This is a genomic window from Streptomyces sp. NPDC091649, assembly GCF_044756785.1.
GTDB lineage: Bacteria > Actinomycetota > Actinomycetes > Streptomycetales > Streptomycetaceae > Streptomyces.
This window is the reverse complement of sequence record NZ_JBIVTR010000009.1, coordinates 220,687-243,079: the sequence shown is the minus strand read 5'-3', so window position 1 is coordinate 243,079 and position 22,393 is coordinate 220,687. Positions and strand designations below refer to the sequence as shown.

The following is a 22,393-nucleotide window of genomic DNA, read 5'->3' as shown; positions in this document are numbered from 1 at the left end:
GACGCGAGGGAGCCCGAGGAGCCGCACGGCCCCGGAAGACACGGAGAGGAGGGCCATGAGACTGCTGCTCGTCGAGGACGACGACCATGTCGCGGCGGCCCTGTCCGCCGTGCTCACCCGGCACGGATTCCAGGTCGTGCACGCCCGTAACGGCGAGGAGGCCCTGCGCGCCCTGCTGCCCGCCGAGAAGGAGCCCTTCGGGGTGATCCTCCTGGACCTCGGGCTGCCCGACCAGGACGGCTACGAGGTGTGCGGCAAGATCCGCAAACGCACCGCGACCCCGGTGATCATGGTCACGGCCCGCGCCGATGTGCGTTCACGCATCCACGGACTGAACCTCGGCGCCGACGACTACGTCACCAAGCCGTACGACACCGGCGAGCTGCTCGCCCGCATCCACGCGGTCGCCCGGCGCACCACCAGCGGCGAGGACACCGCGCCGAACCCCGTCGCCGCCCTGCGCCTCGGGCCGGTCGCCATCGAACTGCCGACCCGCCGCGTCAGCGTCGGCGGCGCGGAGGTGCAGCTCACCCGCAAGGAGTTCGACCTGCTGGCCCTCCTCGCCCAGCGCCCCGGCGTCGTCTTCCGGCGCGAGCAGATCATCAGCGAGGTCTGGCGTACCAGCTGGGAGGGCACCGGACGCACCCTGGAGGTCCACGTCGCCTCCCTGCGCTCCAAGCTGCGGCTGCCCGCCCTGATCGAGACCGTACGGGGCGTCGGCTACCGGCTCGTCGCGCCGTCCGCGTAACCGGCGGGTACGTCTCCCGGTGCGCTCCCGCCTGCTTCCGCTGCTCATCGTCCTCATGGCCGCCGTCCTGCTGACCCTCGGCTTCCCGCTCGCGGTCAGCGTGGCGGCGGCCGAACAGCAGCGCCTGGTGATCGACCGGATCGACGACACCGCACGATTCGCCGCCCTGGCGCAGTCCATCACCGACACCTCCCCGGACAGCGAGGAGCGCCGCCGCACCCTCCAGACCGACCTGGCGCTCTACGCCTCGGTGTACGACATCCGCGCAGGCGTCTTCTTCCGGGACGACCGGGCCCTGGCCAAGGCTCCCGGCTCCTGGACGCTTCCGGCCGAGGGGGAGGGGCGCACGGCCTTCAACGAGGCGCTGCTGGGCCGCCGCTCGCACGACCCCCGGCAGGTCTGGCCCTGGCGGGACGGCCGCGTCGTCGTCGCCTCGCCCGTCGTGCGCGACGGCGACGTGGTGGCCGTGGTCGTCATCGACTCGTCCACCGACCAGATGCGGTCCCGGATACGGCGGACCTGGCTGCTCATCGGTCTCGGGGAGGCGCTGGCCCTGCTGGTCGCGGTCGCCGCGGCGGTCCGGCTCACCGGCTGGGTCCTGCTGCCCGTCCGGACCCTCGACGCGGCCACGCACGACATCGCGGGCGGCCGGATGCGCTCCCGGGTCGCCGCCTCGGCCGGGCCGCCGGAGCTCAGGCGCCTGGCGCGCTCCTTCAACGAGATGGCGGACAACGTCGAGGACGTGCTGGAACAGCAGCGCGCGTTCGTCGCCGACGCCTCGCACCAGCTGCGCAACCCGCTGGCCGCCCTGCTCCTGCGCATCGAGCTCCTCGCCCTGGAGCTGCCCGAGGACAGCGAGGAGATCGCGGCCGTGCGCACGGAGGGCAAGCGGCTGGCCCGGGTCCTGGACGACCTCCTGGACCTCGCGCTGGCCGAGCACGCCGAGGCGGACCTCCAGCTGATCGACATCGTTCCGCTCGCCGCGGAACGGGTCGCCTCCTGGCGGCCGATGGCGGAGCGGGAGGGTGTGCGTCTGGTCCTGGACGGGGCTCCCGCGGCCACCGCCTGGGCCGATCCCATCGCGCTCTCCAGCGCCCTGGACGCGGTGATCGACAACTCGCTGAAGTTCACCCCGGCCGGGGAGGACGTCACCGTCACCGTCGCCGCGGGAGCCCTCGCGACGACCGTCGTGGTCGCCGACCGGGGCCCCGGCCTCACCGAAGCGGAGCTGGAGCGGGTCGGGGACCGCTTCTGGCGCAGCACGCGGCACCAGAACGTCAGCGGATCGGGCCTGGGCCTGTCGATCTCCCGGGTGCTGCTCGCGGCGGGCGGCGGCTCGATCGCGTACGCGCACCACGCACCGCACGGCCTGCGGGTGACCGTCTCCCTGCCCCGCGACCTGCCGGGCGCCGGCTGAACCGGGCCGGGACCTTCGGGGCTCCTCGGGCCTCCGGGGCCCGATCGGTATCACCTCAGGGCTTCACCGAGCGGTAGTAGCCCTTGGCCCCGTCGTGCACGTCCAGCGGGTCCGTGTAGATCGCCGTCCGCAGATCCACCAGCTGCGCCGCGTGGACCTCACGACCGATCCGGTCCCGGCTGTTGATCACCGTCCGCGTGAATGCCTCGGTCATGGCCGTGTCCGTACGGACGGTGGTGACCAGGAGATTGGCGACGGCGACCGTGGGCACCGACTGCCCCTGCTGAGCCTGCGGGTAGGCGTCGGCGGGCATCATGGCCGACCGGTAGAAACGGGTGGGGCCGGTCGCCGCCTGAAGCTTCGCGACCAGGTCGGCCTCCAGCGGCACCAGCCGGATGTCGAAGCGCTGCGACAGCTCCTGCACGGCTCCGGTCGGCAGCCCGCCCGACCAGAAGAAGGCGTCGAGTCGGCCCTGGACCAGCCGTACGGGCATGGTGTCGATGCCCACCGGCACCGGGGTGATGTCGTCGGCCGGATCGAGCCCCGCCGCCGCCAGCAGCCGGTCCGCGACCAGCCGTACCCCGGAGCCCTCCTGGCCGACGCCCACCCGCTTGCCCCGCAGGTCGGAGATCTCGCGGACACCGGAGTCGCGGGGGACGACCAGCTGGACGTAGTCGTCGTACAGCCGGACGCAGCCGCGCAGCCGCTGGGCCCCCGGCCTGCCGTCGCGCAGATAGGTGGCCACGGCGTCGGCGGTGGCGATGGTGAAGTCGGCCTCGCCCGTCGCCACCCGGGCGAGGTTCTGCTGCGACCCCTCGCTGGTCACCAGCCGTATGGACACCTCCGGCATGTCCTTGGCGAGCGCGCCCTCCAGCCGCTCCCCGTACCGCTGGTAGACGCCGCTGGGCACTCCCGTGGAGAAGGTGAGCGATCCGCTCGGGTCGCCCTCGTCCCCCCGGGGCTGCAGCCACCACGCGAGCAGTCCGAGCACGACCACCAGGACGGCGCCCGCCCGCAGGGTGCGTCGGCGGCCGAATCGGGACAGGGCGTGGAACATGCGCGCGATCCTGCCAGCTCATCGGTCCGCTGGCCAGGCTTGCCCGTGCGGCCCGGCCCGCACCGGACGGAAGGAGACAGAGGGAGACGGACCGGAGACGGACCGGAGACGGAGGGAGACGGAGGGAGACGGAGGGAGACGGAGGGAGTCGCCCGGCAACCGCCTACCCTTGTGCCATGAGCAGCGGCAACCGGAGCGAAGCAGTGGACGTCCAGAAGAGCTACGAGGTGCGCACCTACGGGTGCCAGATGAACGTCCACGACTCCGAACGGCTGTCGGGTCTCCTGGAGGGCGCCGGCTACGTCCGCGCCCCCGAGGGCTCCGACGGTGACGCCGACGTCGTCGTCTTCAACACCTGCGCGGTGCGGGAGAACGCCGACAACAAGCTGTACGGAAACCTCGGCCGCCTCGCGCCCATGAAGACCAAGCGCCCCGGGATGCAGATCGCCGTCGGCGGCTGCCTCGCGCAGAAGGACCGCGACACCATCGTCAAGCGCGCCCCCTGGGTCGACGTCGTCTTCGGCACCCACAACATCGGCAAACTGCCGGTTCTCCTGGAGCGCGCCCGCGTCCAGGAAGAGGCGCAGATCGAGATCGCCGAATCCCTGGAGGCGTTCCCCTCCACGCTCCCCACCCGCCGCGAGTCCGCCTACGCGGCGTGGGTCTCCATCTCGGTCGGCTGCAACAACACCTGTACCTTCTGCATCGTCCCGGCGCTGCGCGGCAAGGAGAAGGACCGCCGGACCGGCGACATCCTGGCCGAGATCGAGGCCCTGGTCGCCGAGGGCGTCTCCGAGATCACGCTGCTCGGCCAGAACGTGAACGCGTACGGCTCCGACATCGGCGACCGTGAGGCGTTCTCCAAGCTGCTGCGCGCCTGCGGCTCCATCGAGGGCCTGGAGCGCGTCCGCTTCACCTCGCCGCACCCCCGCGACTTCACCGACGACGTCATCGCCGCCATGGCCGAGACGCCGAACGTGATGCCGCAGCTGCACATGCCGATGCAGTCCGGCTCGGACCGCGTCCTGAAGGCGATGCGTCGTTCCTACCGCCAGGAGCGCTTCCTGGGAATCATCGAGAAGGTGCGCGCCGCGATGCCGGACGCCGCCATCTCCACCGACATCATCGTGGGTTTCCCGGGCGAGACCGAGGAGGACTTCGAGCAGACGATGCACGCCGTCCGTGAGGCGCGGTTCGCCAACGCGTTCACCTTCCAGTACTCCAAGCGCCCCGGGACCCCCGCCGCCGACATGGACGACCAGATTCCCAAGGCGGTCGTCCAGGAGCGGTACATGCGCCTGTCGGCCCTCCAGGAGCAGATCTCCTGGGACGAGAACAAGAAGCAGGTCGGCCGCACCCTGGACGTCATGGTGGCGGAGGGCGAGGGCCGCAAGGACGGCGCCACCCGACGTCTCTCCGGCCGTGCCCCCGACAACCGGCTGGTCCACTTCACGCAGCCCGAGAAGGCCGTGCGCCCCGGCGACGTCGTGACCGTCGAGATCACCTACGCCGCCCCGCACCACCTGCTCGCCGAGGGCACGCCGCTCGCCGTACGGTCCACCCGCGCGGGCGACGCCTGGGAGAGGCGCACCACCGAGGCCGCCGCAAAGCCCGCCGGAGTGATGCTCGGCCTCCCCGGCATCGGCGCCCCGGACCCGCTCCCGGCCGCCCCGGCCCCGGCCTGCGGGATCGGCTGACGGCTCCGGCGCGGCCGGCCTCGGCTCCGGAGATCTACCGGACCGGACCGGGCCGGCCGACCTGGCGGCCGGACGGGACAGCCGGACCGGACGGATCAGCCACACCGGATAGCCCGACCGGACCGGTCGGCGGGGAGTGTTCGGCCGGCCTCGGCTCCCCGCTCACGACAAGTACGCTGACCGGCATGCTTGTCGCCGCCGCCGTCTGCCCCTGTCCGCCGCTCCTGGTGCCCGAGGTGGCCGCCGGGGCCGCCCCCGAGCTCGACGCCGCGCGGGACGCGTGCCTCGACGCCGTGGGCGTGCTCGCCGCCTCGCGTCCGGACCTGCTCGTCGTCGTGGGACCGGGCGACGACCGCTCCGCCGGTGCCTATTCCGCCGGGGCGCACGGCTCCCTCCGAGGCGTCGGCGTGGATCTGGACGTGACGCTCGGCGACGCACTGCGGAACGCCGATGCCGCCTCGGACCGGCCGCTGCCGCAGTCGCTGACGGTGGGCGGCTGGCTGCTCCGCCGGGCCCGCTGGACGGGCGCACCCCTCGAAGGGCTCGCCGTGGCGGAGGGGGCGACAGCCGAGGAGTGCGCGGAGGCCGGACGCTCCGTCGCCCGACGGGCCGAGCGGGTCGCGCTCCTGGCGATGGGCGACGGCAGCGCCTGCCGCACCCTCAAGGCGCCCGGCTACCTCGACGAGCGGGCCGCCGCCTTCGACGTACGGGCCACCGAAGCGCTCGGCTCCGCGGACCTGGACGCTCTCGCGGCGCTCGACGTGACACTCGCCCACGAGCTCAAGGCGGCCGGGCGGGCCCCCTGGCAGCTCCTGGGAGGCGCCGCACGGGGCGCCGGGCTCGCCGGACGGCTGCTGTACGAGGACGCCCCGTACGGAGTGGGCTACACCGTCGCCGCCTGGTCCTGAACAGACCGGCGGCGGGCGCGGAGCACTCGGCTCCGCACCCGCCGCCGGGGCGCGGGCACCGCGTCAGGAAGCGGGCGGCGGAGGAGGGGTGCCCCCGTTCTTCTGCCCCAGCTTGTCCACGGCCTCCTTGGCCTTGCGGGTACTCGAGTCGATCTTGCCGCTGTACTTGCCCTTGGTCTTCTGGTCGACCGTGCGCGCGGCCTTGTCGAGGCCCTGCTCGATCTTGCCCCCGTGCTGCTGTGCGAGGTCGCCGACCTTGTCCTTGGCCGGTCCCAGCTTGGCCTTCAGGTTGTCCAGGAACCCCATTGGGTCACCTTCCGTGCAGTGAGGACTGTGCAGTGAGCACTGTGCAGTGAGGACTGTTCGCGGGAACGTTCTCCCGCCCCCATTGTCCGTCACCTGTCCGTTCCCGCCGTTTTTACGCACCCTGCCGCGGTTCGCCGGTGCTTCCCCGGCGCTCTCCCGGAGCGTCCTCGGTGGCGCCCTTCGTGTCCGCGGTGTCTCCCGGGGCACCCGATGTGTTCGGGAGGGCCCGGAAATTTGGGAGACTGTCCGGGTGACCTCTCCCGCTTCCGCCCCCCGCGTCATCACCGTCGTAGGCCCCACCGCGGCCGGAAAGTCTGATCTGGGGGTCTTCCTCGCCCAGCGGCTCGGCGGCGAGGTGATCAACGCCGACTCCATGCAGCTCTACCGGGGCATGGACATCGGTACCGCGAAGCTGACGCTCCCCGAACGCGACGACGTGCCGCACCGGCTGCTGGACATCTGGGACGTCACCGAGGCCGCCAGCGTCGCGGAGTACCAGCGCCTGGCCCGCCTGGAGATGGACCGGCTGCTCGCCGAAGGACGCACGCCCGTCCTGGTCGGCGGATCCGGGCTGTACGTGAAGGGCGCCATCGACGCCCTGGAGTTCCCCGGTACGGACCCGGAGGTGCGCGGCCGCCTCGAAGCCGAGCTGGCCGAGCGCGGTTCGGGCGCCCTGCACGAACGCCTCGCCGCCGCCGACCCGGACGCCGCCCGGTCCATCCTGGCGACCAACGGCCGCCGCATCGTCCGCGCCCTCGAAGTCATCGAGATCACCGGCAAGCCCTTCACCGCCAACCTCCCCGGCGACGAGCCGGTCTACGACGCCGTGCAGATCGGCGTCGACGTGGACCGCCCCGAACTGGACGAGCGCATCGCGCTGCGCGTCGACCGGATGTGGGAGGCGGGGCTGGTGGACGAGGTGCGTGCCCTGGAGGCGTCCGGACTCCGCGAGGGCCTCACGGCCTCGCGTGCCCTCGGATACCAGCAGATTCTCGCGGCGCTCGCGGGGGAGTGCACGGAAGACGACGCCAGGGCCGAGACCGTGCGCGCCACCAAGCGCTTCGCCCGCCGTCAGGACTCGTGGTTCCGCCGCGACCCGCGTGTCGTCTGGCTCGGCGGAGGACACCGTGACCGGGGGGAACTCCCGCACCGCGCGCTGACGTTGGTCGAACGAGCGGTCACAGCCTGATCACGTGATGGCATCGGGAAGCTCCGCCAGTCAATGCGGCACCCGTGATCGTGCCATCATCGAGCATCGATCCACCAGTGGAGTCCGAGTTGGGAGGGCGCGTGGCGATGGAGGCCGGCCCTCGCGACACGGAACAGCGCGACACGGAGCACGACGTGCCGTCACCCCGGGAGGTCTCGGGGCGGTTGAGCCCGGACGGCCCCGACGAGCAGGACACGGCCCCCGAGGTCGAGGTCGAGCTGCGGCCCACCCGCAAGCTGCGGATCTGGCAGCTCGCGCCCATCGTCATGCTGGCGGCGGTCGGCTCGCTGATGTTCGCCTTCCCCCTCGCCTTCGAGTTCGGTGACGGCGGTGCCATCGTCGCCATGCTGGGGCTCCTGATCAGCTGCTGCGCGGCCGGCTGGGGCATGATGGCGGCCCGCCGCGTCGGTCACACCTGGCCGGGACTGCCCTCCCGCGGCTCGGGCGACCGCCCCGACTGGCGGGTGATCGCGCTCTACGTCGCGACCGCCGCGGCCCTGGTAGCCCTCGCCGTCTGGCGCGTGGCCCGCCTGCGCTGAGCGCCTCCGACCGGGCGGACGGGCCGCTGGTGCCGCCCAGATCCCGCCCTCCGGCGTCCGCTCGCGCGGGCTGTCGGCGCCGCCTCGTACAGTGGGCCTGTGAGCACTTCGCAGATCGCCTTCCTCAAGGGCCACGGCACCGAGAACGACTTCGTGATCGTCCCGGACCCCGACAACGCCCTCACGCTGTCCGCCGCCGCCGTCGCCCGGCTCTGCGACCGCCGGGCCGGTATCGGCGGTGACGGCCTGCTGCACGTCGTACGCTCCGCCGCGCACCCCGAGGCGCGGGGCATGGCGGAGGCAGCCGAGTGGTTCATGGACTACCGCAACGCGGACGGCTCGATCGCCGAGATGTGCGGCAACGGCGTTCGCGTCTTCGCGCACCACCTCCGGCGCGCCGGCCTGGTCGAGGAGGGCGATCTCACCATCGCCACCCGGGGCGGCCCCAAGCGGGTGCACCTCGCCGAGAACGGCGACATCACGGTCTCCATGGGCCGCGCCCTGCTGCCCGGGGAGAGCGCCACGGTCAGCGTCGGCGACCGGAGCTGGCCCACCCGCAACGTCAACATGGGCAACCCGCACGCGGTCGCCTTCGTCGACGACCTGGACCACGCCGGCGACCTGTTCAAGGCCCCGCCCGTCAGCCCGGAGGCCGTCTATCCCGACGGCGTCAACGTCGAATTCGTCGTGGACCGGGGCCCCCGCCACGTCGGCATGCGCGTCCATGAGCGGGGCTCCGGAGAGACCCGATCCTGCGGCACCGGCGCCTGCGCGGTGGCCGTCGCGACCGCCCGTCGCGACGGCGCCGACCCCGCCCGGACCGGCCTTCCCGTCACCTACCGGGTGGACCTCCCCGGCGGCACCCTCGTCATCACCGAGCACCCCGACGGCGCGATCGACATGACCGGACCCGCCGTGATCGTCGCCGAGGGCGTCATCGACCCGTCCCTGCTCGACACGGTGACCGACTAGACCCGTCCGCCCGCCAGGACCGAGCCGCCGGGCCCGCCAGGACCGACCCGGCAGGAGCGGCAGGACCGATACAGCCATCCGGCCGGATACGCTCGAAACGGTGATCGGCCCGACCTCGCTCGAATGGGTGATCCGTTTCACGCTGGTCGAGAGCTGGACTGCGCCGCGTGGTGGGGTCGATAGCATCAAGCCCCGGCCCCGAGGGGCATCCGTCCCTCCCCAGCGCCGGTCGACGTCGCCGGAGGTGCCCATGAGTGCAGAGGCCGCCGATCCGGGCGCTCCCCTTCGCAGGCGGAGCCGCCCCCGGATCGATCTGCGCAGACTGGGCCGGGTGGCACTGCTCGGACCGGTCTCCCGCGACCGGCTGCCCGACGCCATCGGGCATGTCGCCGAAGCGCACCGCGCCCACCACCCCGACGCCGACCTGACGATCCTGCGCCGGGCCTACGTCCTCGCGGAGTCCTCGCACCGCGGCCAGACACGCAAGAGCGGCGAGCCGTACATCACGCACCCGCTGGCCGTCACCCTGATCCTCGCGGAGCTCGGCGCCGAGACCACCACGCTCACAGCCTCCCTGCTCCACGACACCGTCGAGGACACGGAGGTGACGCTCGACCAGGTGCGCGAGCAGTTCGGGGCCGAGGTCTGCTATCTGGTCGACGGCGTCACGAAGCTGGAGAAGGTGGACTACGGAGCCGCCGCCGAACCGGAGACCTTCCGCAAGATGCTCGTCGCCACCGGCAACGACGTCCGGGTCATGTCGATCAAGCTCGCGGACCGGCTGCACAACATGCGCACCCTCGGAGTGATGCGCCCCGAGAAGCAGGCCAGGATCGCCAAGGTCACCCGCGACGTCCTGATCCCGCTCGCCGAACGACTCGGCGTGCAGGCGCTCAAGACCGAGCTGGAGGACCTGGTCTTCGCGATTCTGCACCCCGAGGAGTACGAGCACACCCGCGCCCTGATCACCGACGCGGCCGGGCGGGCGGACGCCCCCCTCGAAACCATCGCCGACAACGTGCGCCACACCCTGCGCGACGCGGGGATCAACGCCGAAGTCCTCATCCGGCCCCGCCACTTCGTCTCCGTGCACCGCATCCGCGGAAAACGCGGCGAACTGCGCGGCACCGACTTCGGCCGGCTGCTCGTCCTCGTCGCCGAGGACGCCGACTGCTACGCCGTCCTCGGCGAACTGCACACCTGCTTCACGCCGGTGATCTCCGAGTTCAAGGACTTCATCGCCGCCCCCAAGTTCAACCTGTACCAGTCTCTGCACACCGCGGTCGTCGGCCCCCAGGGCGCCGTCGCCGAGATCCTCATCCGCACGCACCGGATGCACAAGGTCGCGGAGGCGGGCGTCGTCGCACTGGGCAACCCGTACGCCCAGGACCACGCCACCGTCCAGCAGGCCGAGTCGTCCGACGAGCGCGCCGATCCGACGCGGCCCGGCTGGCTCTCGCGGCTGCTGGACTGGCAGGAGTCCGCCACCGACCCCGACACCTTCTGGACCACCCTGCGCGACGACCTCGCCCAGGACCGCGAGATCACCGTGTTCCGCACCGACGGAGGCACCCTCGGGCTGCCCGCCGGGGCCAGCTGCGTCGACGCCGCGTACGCGCAGTACGGCGACCGGGCGCACACCGCCATCGGCGCCCGGGTCAACGGCCGCCTCGCCACCCTGAGCACCGTTCTCAGCGACGGCGACACCGTGCAGCCGCTGCTCGCCCAGGACACCGCCTCCGGCCCCTCGCCCGACTGGCTCGACCATGTGCGCACCCCCGCCGCCAGAATCGCGATCACCGGGTGGTTCGCCGACCACCCCGACGAGGCGAAGCCGGGGCCGGAGACCGTGGACGCGGGCAAGTCCGGCCCCACCGAGCCCGTTCCCCCGGAGCGCGACGCCCAGGCCGCCGCCGCACCCACACGCACCCGGTCCGGCCCCCGCTCCACCGGCGTCGTCGTCGACGGGGCGGGCGCGCCGGTGCGCCTGGCCGGCTGCTGTACGCCGGTCCCGCCCGACGAGCTGACCGGTTTCGTCGTCCGCGGCGGCGCGGTCACCGTGCACCGCCGCACATGCCCCGCCGTGGCCGCCATGCAGGAGATCGGCCGCGCCCCGGTCGGGGCCGGCTGGGCGGACGCCGACGGAGGAGAGTCCGACGCCGGCTGCCGGGTCACGCTCGTCGCCGAGTCCTTCGGCCGCCCCCGGCTCCTCGCCGACCTCACCGAGGCCATCGCCACCGCCGAGGCGGCGATCGTGTCCGCCACCGTGGAGCCGCCCAGCGAGCAGCGAGTGCGCCACACCTACACCCTCCAGCTCCCCGACGCGGCGGGTCTTCCCGCCCTGATGCGCGCCATGCGCGAGGTCGCCGGCGTCTACGACGTCAGCCGCGCCCAGCATCCGACCCCGGCCGGCTGAGCCGCACCGGGGCCGGCCGCCCGCAGGACTCGACCGGGGGCGGCGGCAGGTCCGCAACGGCCGCCCGCAGGTCTTGTCCCGGCGGCACGTCCGGATGCCGCCCGCAGCTACCCGCCCGCAGCCACCCGCCCGCAGCCACCCGGCCGGAAGCGGCGACCCGTCCGGAAGCGGCGATCCGCACAGCGGCGCGCCCCGGCCGGCCGAGCCGTCGCCCCCGTGCGAAGGCGTTCTCGTTCGAGTGGCGCGGCGCGCGGCTCCCCGGCCGGGCGGCGCCGCGCTGATAGCGGTAGTCCATGCCGCTCCTGACCCGCCGCCTGCGCGCCGCCCTGCTGGCCACCGCATCGGCCACCCTCGTCGCCGCCACCCTGCCCGCCCCCGAGCCCCTGGGCATCGGCGACCGGCTCTTCCCCGAGCTGGGCAACCCCGGCTACGACGTCCTCGCGTACGACATCGCCCTCACGTACCACGGCGGCAACACCGAGCCGCTGGACGCCGTCACGAAGATCAGGGCCCGCACCACCGCCCCGCTGGAGAGGATCAACCTCGACTTCGCACGGGGCACCGTCCACGGGGTCGAGGTCAACGGACGGGCCGCCGACTTCGGCAGCAAGCGCGAGGACCTGGTCGTCCAGGCCCCCCGCCGCCTCCCCGCCGGCGTACCGCTGAACATCACCGTCCGGCACACCAGCGACCCGAGCGGGTCCGGGGACGACGGCGGCTGGGTCCGTACCGCCGACGGGCTCGCCATGGCCAACCAGGCCGACGCCGCCCACCGCGTCTTCCCGAGCAACGACCACCCCTCGGACAAGGCGTACTTCACCTTCCGGATCACCGCCCCCGAGAAGCTGACGGCGGTGGCCGGCGGCCTGCCCGTGGGGAAGACGCGGCGCGGGGCCACGACCACCTGGACCTACCGCACCGGCCACCCCATGGCCACCGAGCTGGCCCAGGTCTCCATCGGCAGCTCCGCCGTCCCGCACCGCACCGGCCCGCACGGACTGCCGGTGCGCGACGTCGTCCCGGCCGCCGACCGGAAGAAGCTGGAGCCCTGGCTGAAGAAGACCCCGGCCCAGCTGGCGTGGATGGAGGAGCAGATCGGCCGCTACCCCTTCGAGACGTACGGGGTGCTCGTCGCCGACAGCCCCATCGGCTTCGCCCTGGAGACCCAGACGCTGTCGCTGTTCGGGAAGTCGTTCTTCACCGAGCCCGGCTACCCGGAGTGGTACGTCGACTCGGTGATGGTCCACGAGCTGGCCCACCAGTGGTTCGGCAACAGCGTCTCGCCCGCGAGCTGGTCCGACCTGTGGCTCAACGAAGGACACGCCAGCTGGTACGAGGCCCGGTACGCCGAGGAGAACGGCGGCGGCACCCTGGAGCGGCGGATGCGTGAGGCGTACAAGCTCTCCGACGGCTGGCGCGCGGACGGCGGTCCTCCGGCACACCCGGACGGCCCGGTCCCGGGGCAGAAGCTCAGCCTCTTCCGGCCGGTCGTGTACGACGGCAGCGCGCTGGTGCTCTACGCCCTGCGCCAGGAGATCGGCGAGGCCGCCTTCGACCGGCTGGAGCGCACCTGGGTCCGGGTGCACCGGGATTCCACGGCGACCACGGCGGACTTCACGCGGCTGGCGTCCGGCATCGCGGGCCGGGACCTGACCGCCTTCTTCGACGGCTGGCTCTACGGGAAGAAGACCCCGCCGATGCCCGGGCACCCCGACTGGAGCAGCGCGAAACCCGCGTGACGGGCCCGGTGGGGCCGTGTCACTATCGACCCGTCGGCGCGGCGGACCGCACCGGAGTTCCCCCGAGGGAATCTTCCGGGAAGATCACACGTTGTGACTGACGTAACGACTTCTATCGACGTAAGGATCCAATGACCTCCTCTTCTTCCCTTCCCCAGGACGCGCAGGACGCGCAGAGCGCCACGGAGAACACCACCGAGAGCCTCACCGAAAGCCTTCGGGCCGACGCCCTGATGGAAGAGGACGTCGCCTGGAGCCAGGAGATCGACGGAGCGCGGGACGGCGATCAGCTGGACCGCTCCGAGCGTGCCGCGCTGCGACGCGTGGCCGGTCTCTCCACGGAACTCGAGGATGTCACCGAGGTCGAGTACCGCCAGCTGCGCCTGGAGCGCGTGGTGCTGGTGGGCGTCTGGACCTCGGGGACGGTGCGCGACGCGGAGATCTCCCTCGCGGAGCTCGCCGCGCTCGCCGAGACGGCCGGCGCGCAGGTGCTGGACGCCGTGTACCAGCGGCGTGACAAGCCGGACCCGGCCACCTACATCGGCTCGGGCAAGGCCCTGGAGCTGCGGGACATGGTGCTCGAATCCGGTGCCGACACGGTCGTCTGCGACGGTGAGCTGAGCCCCGGCCAGCTGATTCACCTGGAAGACGTCGTCAAGGTGAAGGTGGTCGACCGGACCGCCCTGATCCTCGACATCTTCGCCCAGCACGCCAAGTCCCGCGAGGGCAAGGCGCAGGTCTCGCTGGCCCAGATGCAGTACATGCTGCCGCGGCTGCGCGGCTGGGGCCAGTCGCTCTCGCGTCAGATGGGCGGCGGCGGATCCAGCGGCGGTGGCGGCATGGCCACCCGCGGCCCCGGTGAGACCAAGATCGAGACGGACCGGCGGCGGATCCGCGAGAAGATGGCGAAGATGCGCCGGGAGATCGCGGAGATGAAGACCGGCCGCGAGATCAAGCGGCAGGAACGCAAGCGCAACAAGGTGCCCTCCGTCGCGATCGCCGGATACACCAACGCGGGCAAGTCCTCGCTCCTCAACCGGCTGACCGGGGCCGGCGTCCTGGTGGAGAACTCCCTGTTCGCCACCCTGGACCCGACCGTCCGCCGGGCCGAGACGCCGAGCGGCCGTACCTACACCCTGGCCGACACCGTCGGGTTCGTCCGGCATCTGCCGCACCACCTCGTCGAGGCGTTCCGCTCCACCATGGAGGAGGTCGGCGAGTCCGATCTCATCCTCCACGTGGTGGACGGCTCCCACCCGGTGCCGGAGGAGCAGCTCGCCGCGGTGCGCGAGGTGATCCGGGACGTCGGCGCGGTGGACGTGCGCGAGATCGTCGTGATCAACAAGGCGGACGCGGCGGACCCCCTGGTCCTCCAGCGGCTGCTGCGCAACGAGAAGCACGCCATCGCGGTCTCGGCCAGGACCGGCGCCGGAATCGACGAGCTGCTCGCACTCATCGACGCCGAGCTGCCCCGTCCGTCCGTCGAGATCGAGGTGCTCGTGCCGTACATCCAGGGGGCTCTGGTCTCCCGGGTGCACTCCGAGGGCGAGGTGCTCTCCGAGGAGCACACCGCCGAGGGAACCCTGCTCAAGGCCCAGGTCCACGAGGAGCTGGCCGCGGAGCTCGGGACCTTCGTGCCCGTCGCGCACTGACGGCCTCGGGACCGCACCGCAGCCGAAGGCCCGGCCCTCCTCGCGAGGGCCGGGCCTTCGGCTGCGGCCGGCGTCCTGCCCTACCGGCCCGCGTACTTCTCGCTGACCGCGCGGTAGACGCCCTCGGCCTCCTCGCCGAGCCGGGGGCCGGCCAGCCAGCCCGCCGTGACCGGGCCGATCGAGGTGTTCGAGACCAGGGCGGGCTTGCCGTCCCGACCCGCCGCGACCCAGCCGCCGCCGGAGGAACCGCCGGTCATCGTGCAGCCGATGCGGTACATCGTGGGCTGGCTCTCGGTGACGGACAGCCGGCCCGGCTTGCCCTCGCACTGGAGCAGCTTCTGACCGTCGAACGGAGGCGCGGCCGGGTAACCCGTGGCCGTCATGCCGGCGATCTCCGGCACGGCGGGCGCGTCGAACTCGACCGGCAGCGCCGAACCGACCGTCTCCTCCAGCGACTTGCCGCCCGCACCCTTCTCCGGTGTCACGTGCAGCACCGCGAAGTCGTACGGGGCGCCCTGGCCGCCGACCGCGGCGCCCTCGGCGATCCACTGCTCGGAGGTCTGGGCCCACTTGCCCCACCACACACCGTGGGGAGCGATCTTCTCCTTGGGGGCGGTCTCCAGCTCGGCCAGCGACAGGCCGTCGTTGTTGTACGCCGGGACGAAGGCGATGTTGCGGTACCAGCCGCCCTTCTTGCCCGCGTGCACACAGTGCCCGGCGGTCCACACCATGTTGGACTTGCCCGGGTTCGCCGGGTCCTTCACCACGGTCGCGGAACAGACCATCGAGCCCTGCGGACCGTCGAAGAGCAGCTTCCCGGACTCCGGGGCATTGTCCCGGTACGGCGTCGCGACACCGGCCGCCCGGACCGGCGCCGGCGCCGGGTCCGTCACCCCGTCGTCGCCGGAGATGTCGTTGTCGACCGGGTTCTCCGGGGGCTTGTCCGCCTCCCGCATCCGGTCCGGGTCCCACAGACCGTCGATGATCGGGTTGACGAAGTCCTTGGCCTCACGCAGCCACTTGTCCTTGTCCCAGTTCTTCCACTCCCCGTCCCGCCACTTGTCGGGGTCGATGCCGTGCTCCTTGAGCCGGTTCTTCAGGTCGTCCGGAAGGGTGACCTTCCCGTCGGACGACTGATCGGCCGAGGCGCTGGGCATGGAGGCCGCGCTGTCCTCCTCCGGACCGCACGCGGTGGCGGTGAGCGCCAGCGCGGCGGCGACGGCCGTCACGGCGAGCGTGGAGGGCATGCGCCGTGCGCGCCTCCCGCGGCGTGCGGTGTCGGTCGGGCGAATGGGTCGCATCTGGTGATCCCCCTGGGACTTCGTCACTCGGTACTCGGTGTTCGGTAGTGCTCCGCGGACACTCCGGGCGCCGGAGCGGGCGCTCCGGGCCGCGGTGCGGCCCCCACTATGCCGGTGCCGATGGTGACGGCACGAGGCAGGTCCGCGGTTCCGTCGCCGCGAGGATGTTCCGATTCGCCCGTGATCCATCGCGGACGGCGTCGTTGGTACGTACGGGGAACACCAGGACAGCGTTCACACCCTCGGTGCGTCCGCGCGAGAACGCACCGACGTGCAACGCAACCGTTACCGCAGGAGGATCAAGAGCCGTGTCCGTGACCGAACCCGCTCCGGTGGCGCCGCCCTCCGCGCACGAGGGCATCCTCCGCCGTCAGTCCCTGCGCGAATCGGCGGCCCGCACCTACGCCCGGTCCCTGCCGATCGTCCCGGTGCGCGCCCGCGGCCTCACCATCGAGGGCGCCGACGGACGCCGCTACCTCGACTGCCTGTCGGGCGCCGGCACCCTGGCCCTCGGGCACAACCACCCCGTCGTCCTCGAAGCCATCCGGAAGGTCATCGACTCCGGCGCGCCCCTGCACGTCCTGGACCTCGCCACCCCGGTCAAGGACGCCTTCACCACGGAGCTGTTCGCCACCCTGCCGCCGCCGCTCGCCGACAACGCCCGCATCCAGTTCTGCGGCCCCGCCGGTACGGACGCCGTCGAGGCCGCGTTCAAACTGGTCCGCGCCGCGACCGGGCGCTCCGGCCTGCTCACGTTCACCGGCGCCTACCACGGCATGACGGCCGGAGCCCTGGCGGCCTCCGGCGGCGCGACCGACGTACAGGTCACCCGGCTGCCCTTCCCGCAGGACTACCGCTGTCCGTTCGGGACCGGCGGCGAGCGCGGCGCGGCGCTCGCCGCCCGCTGGACGGAACACCTCCTGGACGACCGCAAGGGCGGGGTGCCGGCCCCCGCCGGAATGATCGTGGAGCCGGTCCAGGGGGAGGGCGGCGTCAACCCCGCCCCCGACGCCTGGCTGCGCCGCATGCGCCGGATCACCGAGGAGCGGTCCATCCCGCTCATCGCGGACGAGGTGCAGACCGGGGTCGGCAGGACCGGCGCCTTCTGGGCCGTCGAGCACAGCGGCATCGTGCCCGACGTCATGGTCCTCTCCAAGGCGATCGGCGGTTCCCTGCCCCTCGCGGTGATCGTCTACCGCGCTGAGCTGGATCTTTGGCAGCCGGGCGCCCACGCGGGTACGTTTCGTGGCAACCAGCTCGCCATGGCGGCGGGCGCGGCCACACTCGCGTACGTCAGGGAGAACCAACTGGCGGACCGCGCGGCGGTCCTGGGGACCCGGATGCTCGCCCGCCTGACGGAACTGCGGGCGCACCACCCGGGGATCGGTGACGTACGGGGGCGTGGACTGATGATCGGCCTGGAGCTGGTGGACCGCGAGCGCCCGCCCCTGCCCGCCGAAGCCGGCGACCACACCCCGGCGCCACCGCCCGACCCGGCCCTCGCCCTCGCCGTGCAGCAGGAATGCCTGCGGCGCGGCCTCATCGTCGAACTGGGCGGCCGGCACGATGCCGTGGTCCGCCTCCTGCCTCCCCTCACCCTCACCGACGAGCAGGCGAACGCCGTCGTCGACCGCCTCGCCGACGCGCTGGCAGCCGCGGAACGCTCCCCGCTGCGTCGGACCACGGCGGGGCCGACCACCTGATCCCGGAAATCCCCACAAGGAAGAACGCCGTGAACCCCACCCCCGCGTCCGAGGCCGACGGCCCCGGCACCCCCCAGTACCGAGGGCAGGACGGACCGGCCGCCCCCGGCACGGTCGAGGCGACGACCGTGCCCCGCCAGAAATCCGTGCGCCACGGCGACCCCGACGTCACTGCCCACGGACCCGGCCCGGGACCCGCCGCACCGGCGGACCAGGACCGGTGGCCCGACGCGCTCGACGATCCGGACCCCCTGCGGGCCGCCGACGCGGCGGGCACGGAGAGCCTCCTGCGATGCTGGACCCGGGAGAACGACCTGGCCCGCCCCGACGGCGGCACCCTGCGCATCGCCTTCCCCGCCACCGGCACCGCCCTGCTCGTCCCCGTCCACTACTGGTCCGTCACCGGGGCCCACCGCTTCGGCGCACCCGTCCTGGAGAACGCCCCCGCCGACGCCCCGCCCGCCGACGCCGCCACCGTCGCCGTCCTCATCGGCCGCGAGGGAGGCGAGAGCGGCGCGGGCGATCTCGTCGCCCGGGTAGCCGACTCCGTACGCCACACGGCCGGCTTCATCGACCAGCGGCGGCGCAGCCCGGCGGACCCCGACGAGTCCGACCTCTTCCTCACCGCCGAGCAGTCCCTGGTGCTCGGCCACCCCCTCCATCCCACGCCCAAGAGCCGCGAGGGCCTCTCCGAGTCGGAGTCCCGCCGCTACTCACCGGAACTCCACGGGTCCTTCCCGCTCCACTGGTTCGCCGTCGACCGTTCGCTGATCGCCACCGATTCCGCCTGGACGGAGGGCGGACCCGCCACCGCCGACGAGCTGCTCGCCCCGCACGCCGAGGGGCTGGGCCTGCCCGCCGGCACCGTCGCCGTCCCCGTGCACCCGTGGCAGGCCGCCGATCTGCTCCACCGCCCGCAGGTCCGGGCCCTCGCCGATACCGGCCTGCTCCACGACCTCGGCCCGCACGGCGAGCACTGGCACCCCACCTCCTCCATCCGCACCGTGCACCGGCCCGGGGCGCGGGTGATGCTCAAGCTGTCCCTCGGCGTACGCATCACCAACTCCCGCCGGGAGAACCTCCGCAAGGAGCTGCACCGGGGCGTCGAGGTCCACCGCCTCCTGTCGACCGGACTCGCCGAGCGCTGGCAGCGGGAGCACCCCGGCTTCGATATCGTCCGGGACCCCGCCTGGCTCGCCGTCGACGACCCCGAGGGCGCGCCCGTCCCGGGGCTCGACGTGATGCTCCGCCACAACCCCTTCGGCCCGGAGGACGACGCCGCGTGCATCGCGGGGCTCACCGCACAGCGCCCCCGGCCCGGGCAGCCCGGTATGCGTTCCCGGCTCGCCGAGGCCGTCTCCCGCCTGGCCGCCCGCACCGGCCGCGGCGCCTCCGTCGTCTCCGCCGAGTGGTTCCGCCGCTATCTGCACCACGTCGTGCGCCCCGTGCTCTGGCTGGACGCCCACGGCGGAGTCGCGCTCGAAGCCCACCAGCAGAACACCCTGGTCCTCCTCGACCGGGACGGCTGGCCCGTCGGCGGCCGCTACCGGGACAACCAGGGTTACTACTTCCGCGACTCCCGCCGGACCGAGCTGGAACGGCGGCTCCCCGGCATCGGCGCCGTCAGCGACACCTTCGTCTCCGACCCGGTCACCGACGAGCGGTTCGCCTACTACCTCGGCATCAACAACATCCTCGGACTGATCGGGGCGTTCGGGGCACAGCGCCTGGCCGACGAACAGAAACTCCTCACCGTCCTGCGCCAATTCCTCACCGAGACCGCGGAACTGGGCTCGCCGCTGCCCGCGTATCTCCTGGAGAACCGCCAACTGCGCTGCAAGGCCAACCTGCTGACCCGGCTGCACGGCCTCGACGAGCTGGTCGGTCCGGTCGACACCCAGTCCGTGTACGTCACCATCGCCAACCCGCTGCACAGCTGAGCACCCGCACCGGGCAGACTCCGAGCCACCCGCCCCGGAGAAACCCACCGACCGCCCCCGGCCAGGAGAGGAGAGCGCCACCGTGCCTCCCGCCGACCCCTCAGCCGAACCCGGCGCCGCGCCCGACGCCGGGAGCACCGGTGCCGAGGACACCCTCGATCTGAAGCTCACCGAGGAGCTCCTCGCATCGATCGCCGAGGAGCGGAACACCGGGCCGGGGCGGGACCGGGCCTCCCGCGAGCTGCTGGGCGATCCGGGGGCCTGGCCGCCGGTGACCACGGCGGCGGGGTCCTTCGGCCTCCTCCCCGTCCGGCCGGAGCGCGATCTCCCCGTACTCAGCCGCTGGATGAACGACCCCGCCGTGGCAGCGTTCTGGGAGCTCGCAGGACCGGAGTCCGTCACCGTCGACCACCTCAGGCCCCAGCTCGACGGGGACGGACGCAGCGTCCCCTGCCTCGGCGTGCTCGACGGCACGCCCATGAGCTACTGGGAGATCTACCGCGCCGACCTCGACCCCCTGGCCCGCCACTACCCCGCCCGCCCCCACGACACCGGCGTCCATCTCCTCATCGGGGGCGTACGCAACCGGGGCCGGGGCGTGGGCACGACCCTGCTGCGCGCCGTCGCCGACCTCGTCCTCGACAACCTTCCGCGCTGCGGACGGGTGGTGGCCGAGCCGGACCTGCGCAACACCCCATCCGTATCCGCGTTCCTCAGCGCCGGTTTCCGCTTCTCCGCCGAAGTGGAACTCCCCGACAAACGCGCCGCGCTGATGATCCGCGACCGAACGTACCGAGCCCAGCTGTGACCTGTTCGCCGCACTTTCCACACCGCTCGAACCTCATAGGTTCCATCCGGAGGAGTCCCCGTGCCGATATATCCCGCGTGCCGTGATTCAGCCGAGTCCCCGCAGCTGTTCAGCCCTCCGGAGCTGAACCGGCAGGTCTGGGACCGGGCCGCAGCACGGCTCCTCGCCAAGATGCTCGGCGAGTTCGCCTACGAGAAGATCATCGAGCCCGTCCCGGGGCCCGGCGCCGGCGGACTCCACCGGCTGACCCTGGACGACGGGGGAGTGCTCCTCTTCACGGCCCGGCGCGGCGTCTACGGCAGCTGGCGCGTCGACGCCGACTCGATCGAGGTCACCGAGCGGCCCCCGGCCGCCCACGCCAACGGCTCGGCCGTCACCGCGCACGCCGGCGCACCGTCCGACGGCGCGGACGCCGGAAACCGCCCGTTCCGCGACCCGCTGACGTTCCTCACCCGAGCCCGGGGCGTTCTCGGGCTCGACGGCACGACGCTGGGCCACCTCATCCGGGAGCTGACCCGGACCCTGTCGGCCGACGCCCGCCTCGACCACACCGCGCTCACCGCGGACCGGCTCGCCGCCCTGGACTACGCGGAGCTGGAAGGCCATCAGACCGGCCACCCCTGGCTGGTCGCGAGCAAGGGACGGCTCGGCTTCTCCGCCGCCGATGCGGCCCGCTTCACCCCCGAGACCCGCAGTCCGCTCCGGCTGCCGTGGATCGCGGTCAGTATCCGCATCGCGCAGTACCGGGGCGTCGGCCGCCTCACCACGCCCGAGCAGTTGTACGCCGAGGAGCTCGACCCGAGCGTCCGGGACGCCTTCGGCGAGGTGCTGCGGTCCCGGGGGCACGACCCGCGGGACTACCTCTACCTCCCGGTACACCCCTGGCAGTGGGACGAGTGGATCGTGCCGCTCTTCGCCCCCGCCATCGCCGACGGCGACATCGTGGCCCTGCACACCGACGGGGACGCCCGCCTCCCGCAGCAGTCCATCCGCACCTTCGCCAACGTGGAACGGCCCGAGCGGCACACCGTGAAGCTCCCGCTCTCCATCCTCAACACCCTGGTCTGGCGCGGCCTGCCGACCGAGCGGACCCTCGCCGCCCCCGCGGTCACCGCCTGGGTCCAGGGGCTCTGCGCCGACGATCCGTTCCTGCGCGACACCTGCCGCGTCGTCCTCCTGGGGGAGGTCGCCTCCGTCGCCGTCGAGCACCCGCTGTACGACCGCCTTCCCGAAGCGCCCTACCAGTACAAGGAGATCCTCGGCGCGATCTGGCGGGAGCCCCTGCCGCCGCGCCTCGCCGCGGGCGAACGCGCCCGCACGCTCGCCTCGCTCCTGCATACGGATCCGGCGGGCCGCGCGTTCACGGCGGAGCTGGTCGAGCGCTCCGGGCTGGCCCCCGACACCTGGCTGGAGCGGCTCTTCGCCGCCCTGCTGCCGCCTCTGCTGCACTTCCTCTACCGTTACGGCACCGTCTTCTCCCCGCACGGCGAGAACGCCATCGTCGTCTTCGACGAACACGACGTACCCGTACGGCTGGCCATCAAGGACTTCGTCGACGACGTCAACGTCAGCGCCCACCCGCTGCCCGAGCACGCCGCCATGCCCGACGCGGTGCGCGCCGTCCTCCTCACCGAGGAGCCCTGCTTCCTCACCCAGTTCATCCACTCCGGCCTCTTCGTGGGCGTCTTCCGCTATCTGTCACCCCTGTGCGAGGAACAGCTCGGAGTCTCCGAGGACGACTTCTGGTCACTCGTCCGGGCGGAGATCGTCCGGTACCACGCCCGTTTCCCGGAGCTGAAGGAGCGGTTCCAGCTGTTCGACATGCTCACGCCCGAGATAGCGCGCCTCTGTCTGAACCGCAACCGGCTGCTGGTCGACGGCTACCGGGACCGTGCCAGCCGCCCGCACGCGGCGATCCACGGCACGGTCCCCAACCCGTTGCACCCCTCCGCCCGCGTCCGGGAGTGATCGCCGTTGTCA

17 protein-coding genes are annotated in these 22,393 nt (G+C 72.8%); 14 read left to right on the top strand and 3 right to left on the bottom strand.

Features of this window, described 5'->3' with window-relative positions:
* The first annotated feature begins 55 nt into the window (after positions 1-55).
* Both ACIQMU_RS18080 and ACIQMU_RS18075 read left to right on the top strand, forming a co-directional pair.
* A complete protein-coding gene (locus ACIQMU_RS18080; RefSeq protein WP_352241901.1) occupies positions 56-748 on the top strand; it encodes a response regulator transcription factor in 693 nt (230 codons plus the stop codon).
* Positions 749-767: 19 nt separating this feature from the next.
* Positions 768-2,165 (top strand): HAMP domain-containing sensor histidine kinase, encoded by a 1,398-nt coding sequence (locus ACIQMU_RS18075; RefSeq protein ID WP_352241902.1) that lies wholly within the window; start codon positions 768-770, stop codon positions 2,163-2,165.
* Positions 2,166-2,220: 55 nt separating this feature from the next.
* Here the strand turns inward: ACIQMU_RS18075 and ACIQMU_RS18070 are convergent, their stop codons facing one another.
* Entirely contained in the window at positions 2,221-3,222 is a 1,002-nt protein-coding gene (locus ACIQMU_RS18070; RefSeq protein WP_352241903.1) for a TAXI family TRAP transporter solute-binding subunit, read from the bottom strand.
* 176 nt (positions 3,223-3,398) lie between these two features.
* Between ACIQMU_RS18070 and miaB the strand changes: the two genes are divergently transcribed.
* Entirely contained in the window at positions 3,399-4,919 is a 1,521-nt protein-coding gene (miaB, locus tag ACIQMU_RS18065; protein WP_352241904.1) for a tRNA (N6-isopentenyl adenosine(37)-C2)-methylthiotransferase MiaB, read from the top strand.
* Between the two features lie 185 nt (positions 4,920-5,104).
* Positions 5,105-5,827 (top strand): class III extradiol dioxygenase subunit B-like domain-containing protein, encoded by a 723-nt coding sequence (locus tag ACIQMU_RS18060; RefSeq protein ID WP_352241905.1) that lies wholly within the window; start codon positions 5,105-5,107, stop codon positions 5,825-5,827.
* A 63-nt stretch (positions 5,828-5,890) separates the two neighbouring features.
* Here the strand turns inward: ACIQMU_RS18060 and ACIQMU_RS18055 are convergent, their stop codons facing one another.
* Positions 5,891-6,133: an antitoxin gene (locus ACIQMU_RS18055; RefSeq protein ID WP_352241906.1), complete on the bottom strand. Its 243-nt coding sequence runs from the start codon at positions 6,131-6,133 to the stop codon at positions 5,891-5,893.
* Between the two features lie 250 nt (positions 6,134-6,383).
* Here ACIQMU_RS18055 and miaA point away from each other — a divergent pair, with 250 nt between their 5' ends.
* The 6 genes from miaA (at position 6,384) to hflX (ending at position 14,661) form a co-directional block, all read left to right on the top strand.
* Positions 6,384-7,322 (top strand): tRNA (adenosine(37)-N6)-dimethylallyltransferase MiaA, encoded by a 939-nt coding sequence (gene miaA / locus ACIQMU_RS18050; protein WP_402689203.1) that lies wholly within the window; start codon positions 6,384-6,386, stop codon positions 7,320-7,322.
* A 107-nt stretch (positions 7,323-7,429) separates the two neighbouring features.
* Positions 7,430-7,882, top strand: coding sequence for a hypothetical protein (locus ACIQMU_RS18045; RefSeq protein WP_352242009.1), 453 nt, complete (start codon positions 7,430-7,432; stop codon positions 7,880-7,882).
* Between the two features lie 99 nt (positions 7,883-7,981).
* On the top strand, positions 7,982-8,854 hold the full coding sequence (dapF, locus tag ACIQMU_RS18040; protein ID WP_402689202.1) for a diaminopimelate epimerase: 873 nt from the start codon (positions 7,982-7,984) through the stop codon (positions 8,852-8,854).
* A 250-nt stretch (positions 8,855-9,104) separates the two neighbouring features.
* Positions 9,105-11,270 carry a RelA/SpoT family protein gene (locus ACIQMU_RS18035; RefSeq protein ID WP_402689201.1) on the top strand — a complete coding sequence of 722 codons (2,166 nt, stop codon included), beginning with the start codon at positions 9,105-9,107 and terminating at the stop codon, positions 11,268-11,270.
* 293 nt (positions 11,271-11,563) lie between these two features.
* Positions 11,564-13,009 carry a M1 family metallopeptidase gene (locus tag ACIQMU_RS18030; RefSeq protein WP_352241910.1) on the top strand — a complete coding sequence of 482 codons (1,446 nt, stop codon included), beginning with the start codon at positions 11,564-11,566 and terminating at the stop codon, positions 13,007-13,009.
* Between the two features lie 131 nt (positions 13,010-13,140).
* Positions 13,141-14,661 (top strand): GTPase HflX, encoded by a 1,521-nt coding sequence (hflX, locus tag ACIQMU_RS18025; RefSeq protein WP_352241911.1) that lies wholly within the window; start codon positions 13,141-13,143, stop codon positions 14,659-14,661.
* 80 nt (positions 14,662-14,741) lie between these two features.
* Here hflX and ACIQMU_RS18020 read toward each other — a convergent pair whose 3' ends face one another.
* Positions 14,742-15,908, bottom strand: a complete 1,167-nt coding sequence (locus ACIQMU_RS18020; RefSeq protein WP_402689200.1) for a trypsin-like serine peptidase — start codon at positions 15,906-15,908, stop codon at positions 14,742-14,744.
* 362 nt (positions 15,909-16,270) lie between these two features.
* Here ACIQMU_RS18020 and ACIQMU_RS18015 point away from each other — a divergent pair, with 362 nt between their 5' ends.
* From ACIQMU_RS18015 to ACIQMU_RS18000, 4 genes are all read left to right on the top strand, one after another.
* Positions 16,271-17,665, top strand: coding sequence for a diaminobutyrate--2-oxoglutarate transaminase family protein (locus tag ACIQMU_RS18015; RefSeq protein WP_352241913.1), 1,395 nt, complete (start codon positions 16,271-16,273; stop codon positions 17,663-17,665).
* 29 nt (positions 17,666-17,694) lie between these two features.
* Entirely contained in the window at positions 17,695-19,605 is a 1,911-nt protein-coding gene (locus ACIQMU_RS18010) for an IucA/IucC family protein (protein WP_402689199.1), read from the top strand.
* Positions 19,606-19,687: 82 nt separating this feature from the next.
* Positions 19,688-20,413: a GNAT family N-acetyltransferase gene (locus ACIQMU_RS18005; RefSeq protein ID WP_402689198.1), complete on the top strand. Its 726-nt coding sequence runs from the start codon at positions 19,688-19,690 to the stop codon at positions 20,411-20,413.
* Between the two features lie 60 nt (positions 20,414-20,473).
* On the top strand, positions 20,474-22,381 hold the full coding sequence (locus ACIQMU_RS18000; protein ID WP_402689197.1) for an IucA/IucC family protein: 1,908 nt from the start codon (positions 20,474-20,476) through the stop codon (positions 22,379-22,381).
* Positions 22,382-22,393: the final 12 nt, after the last annotated feature.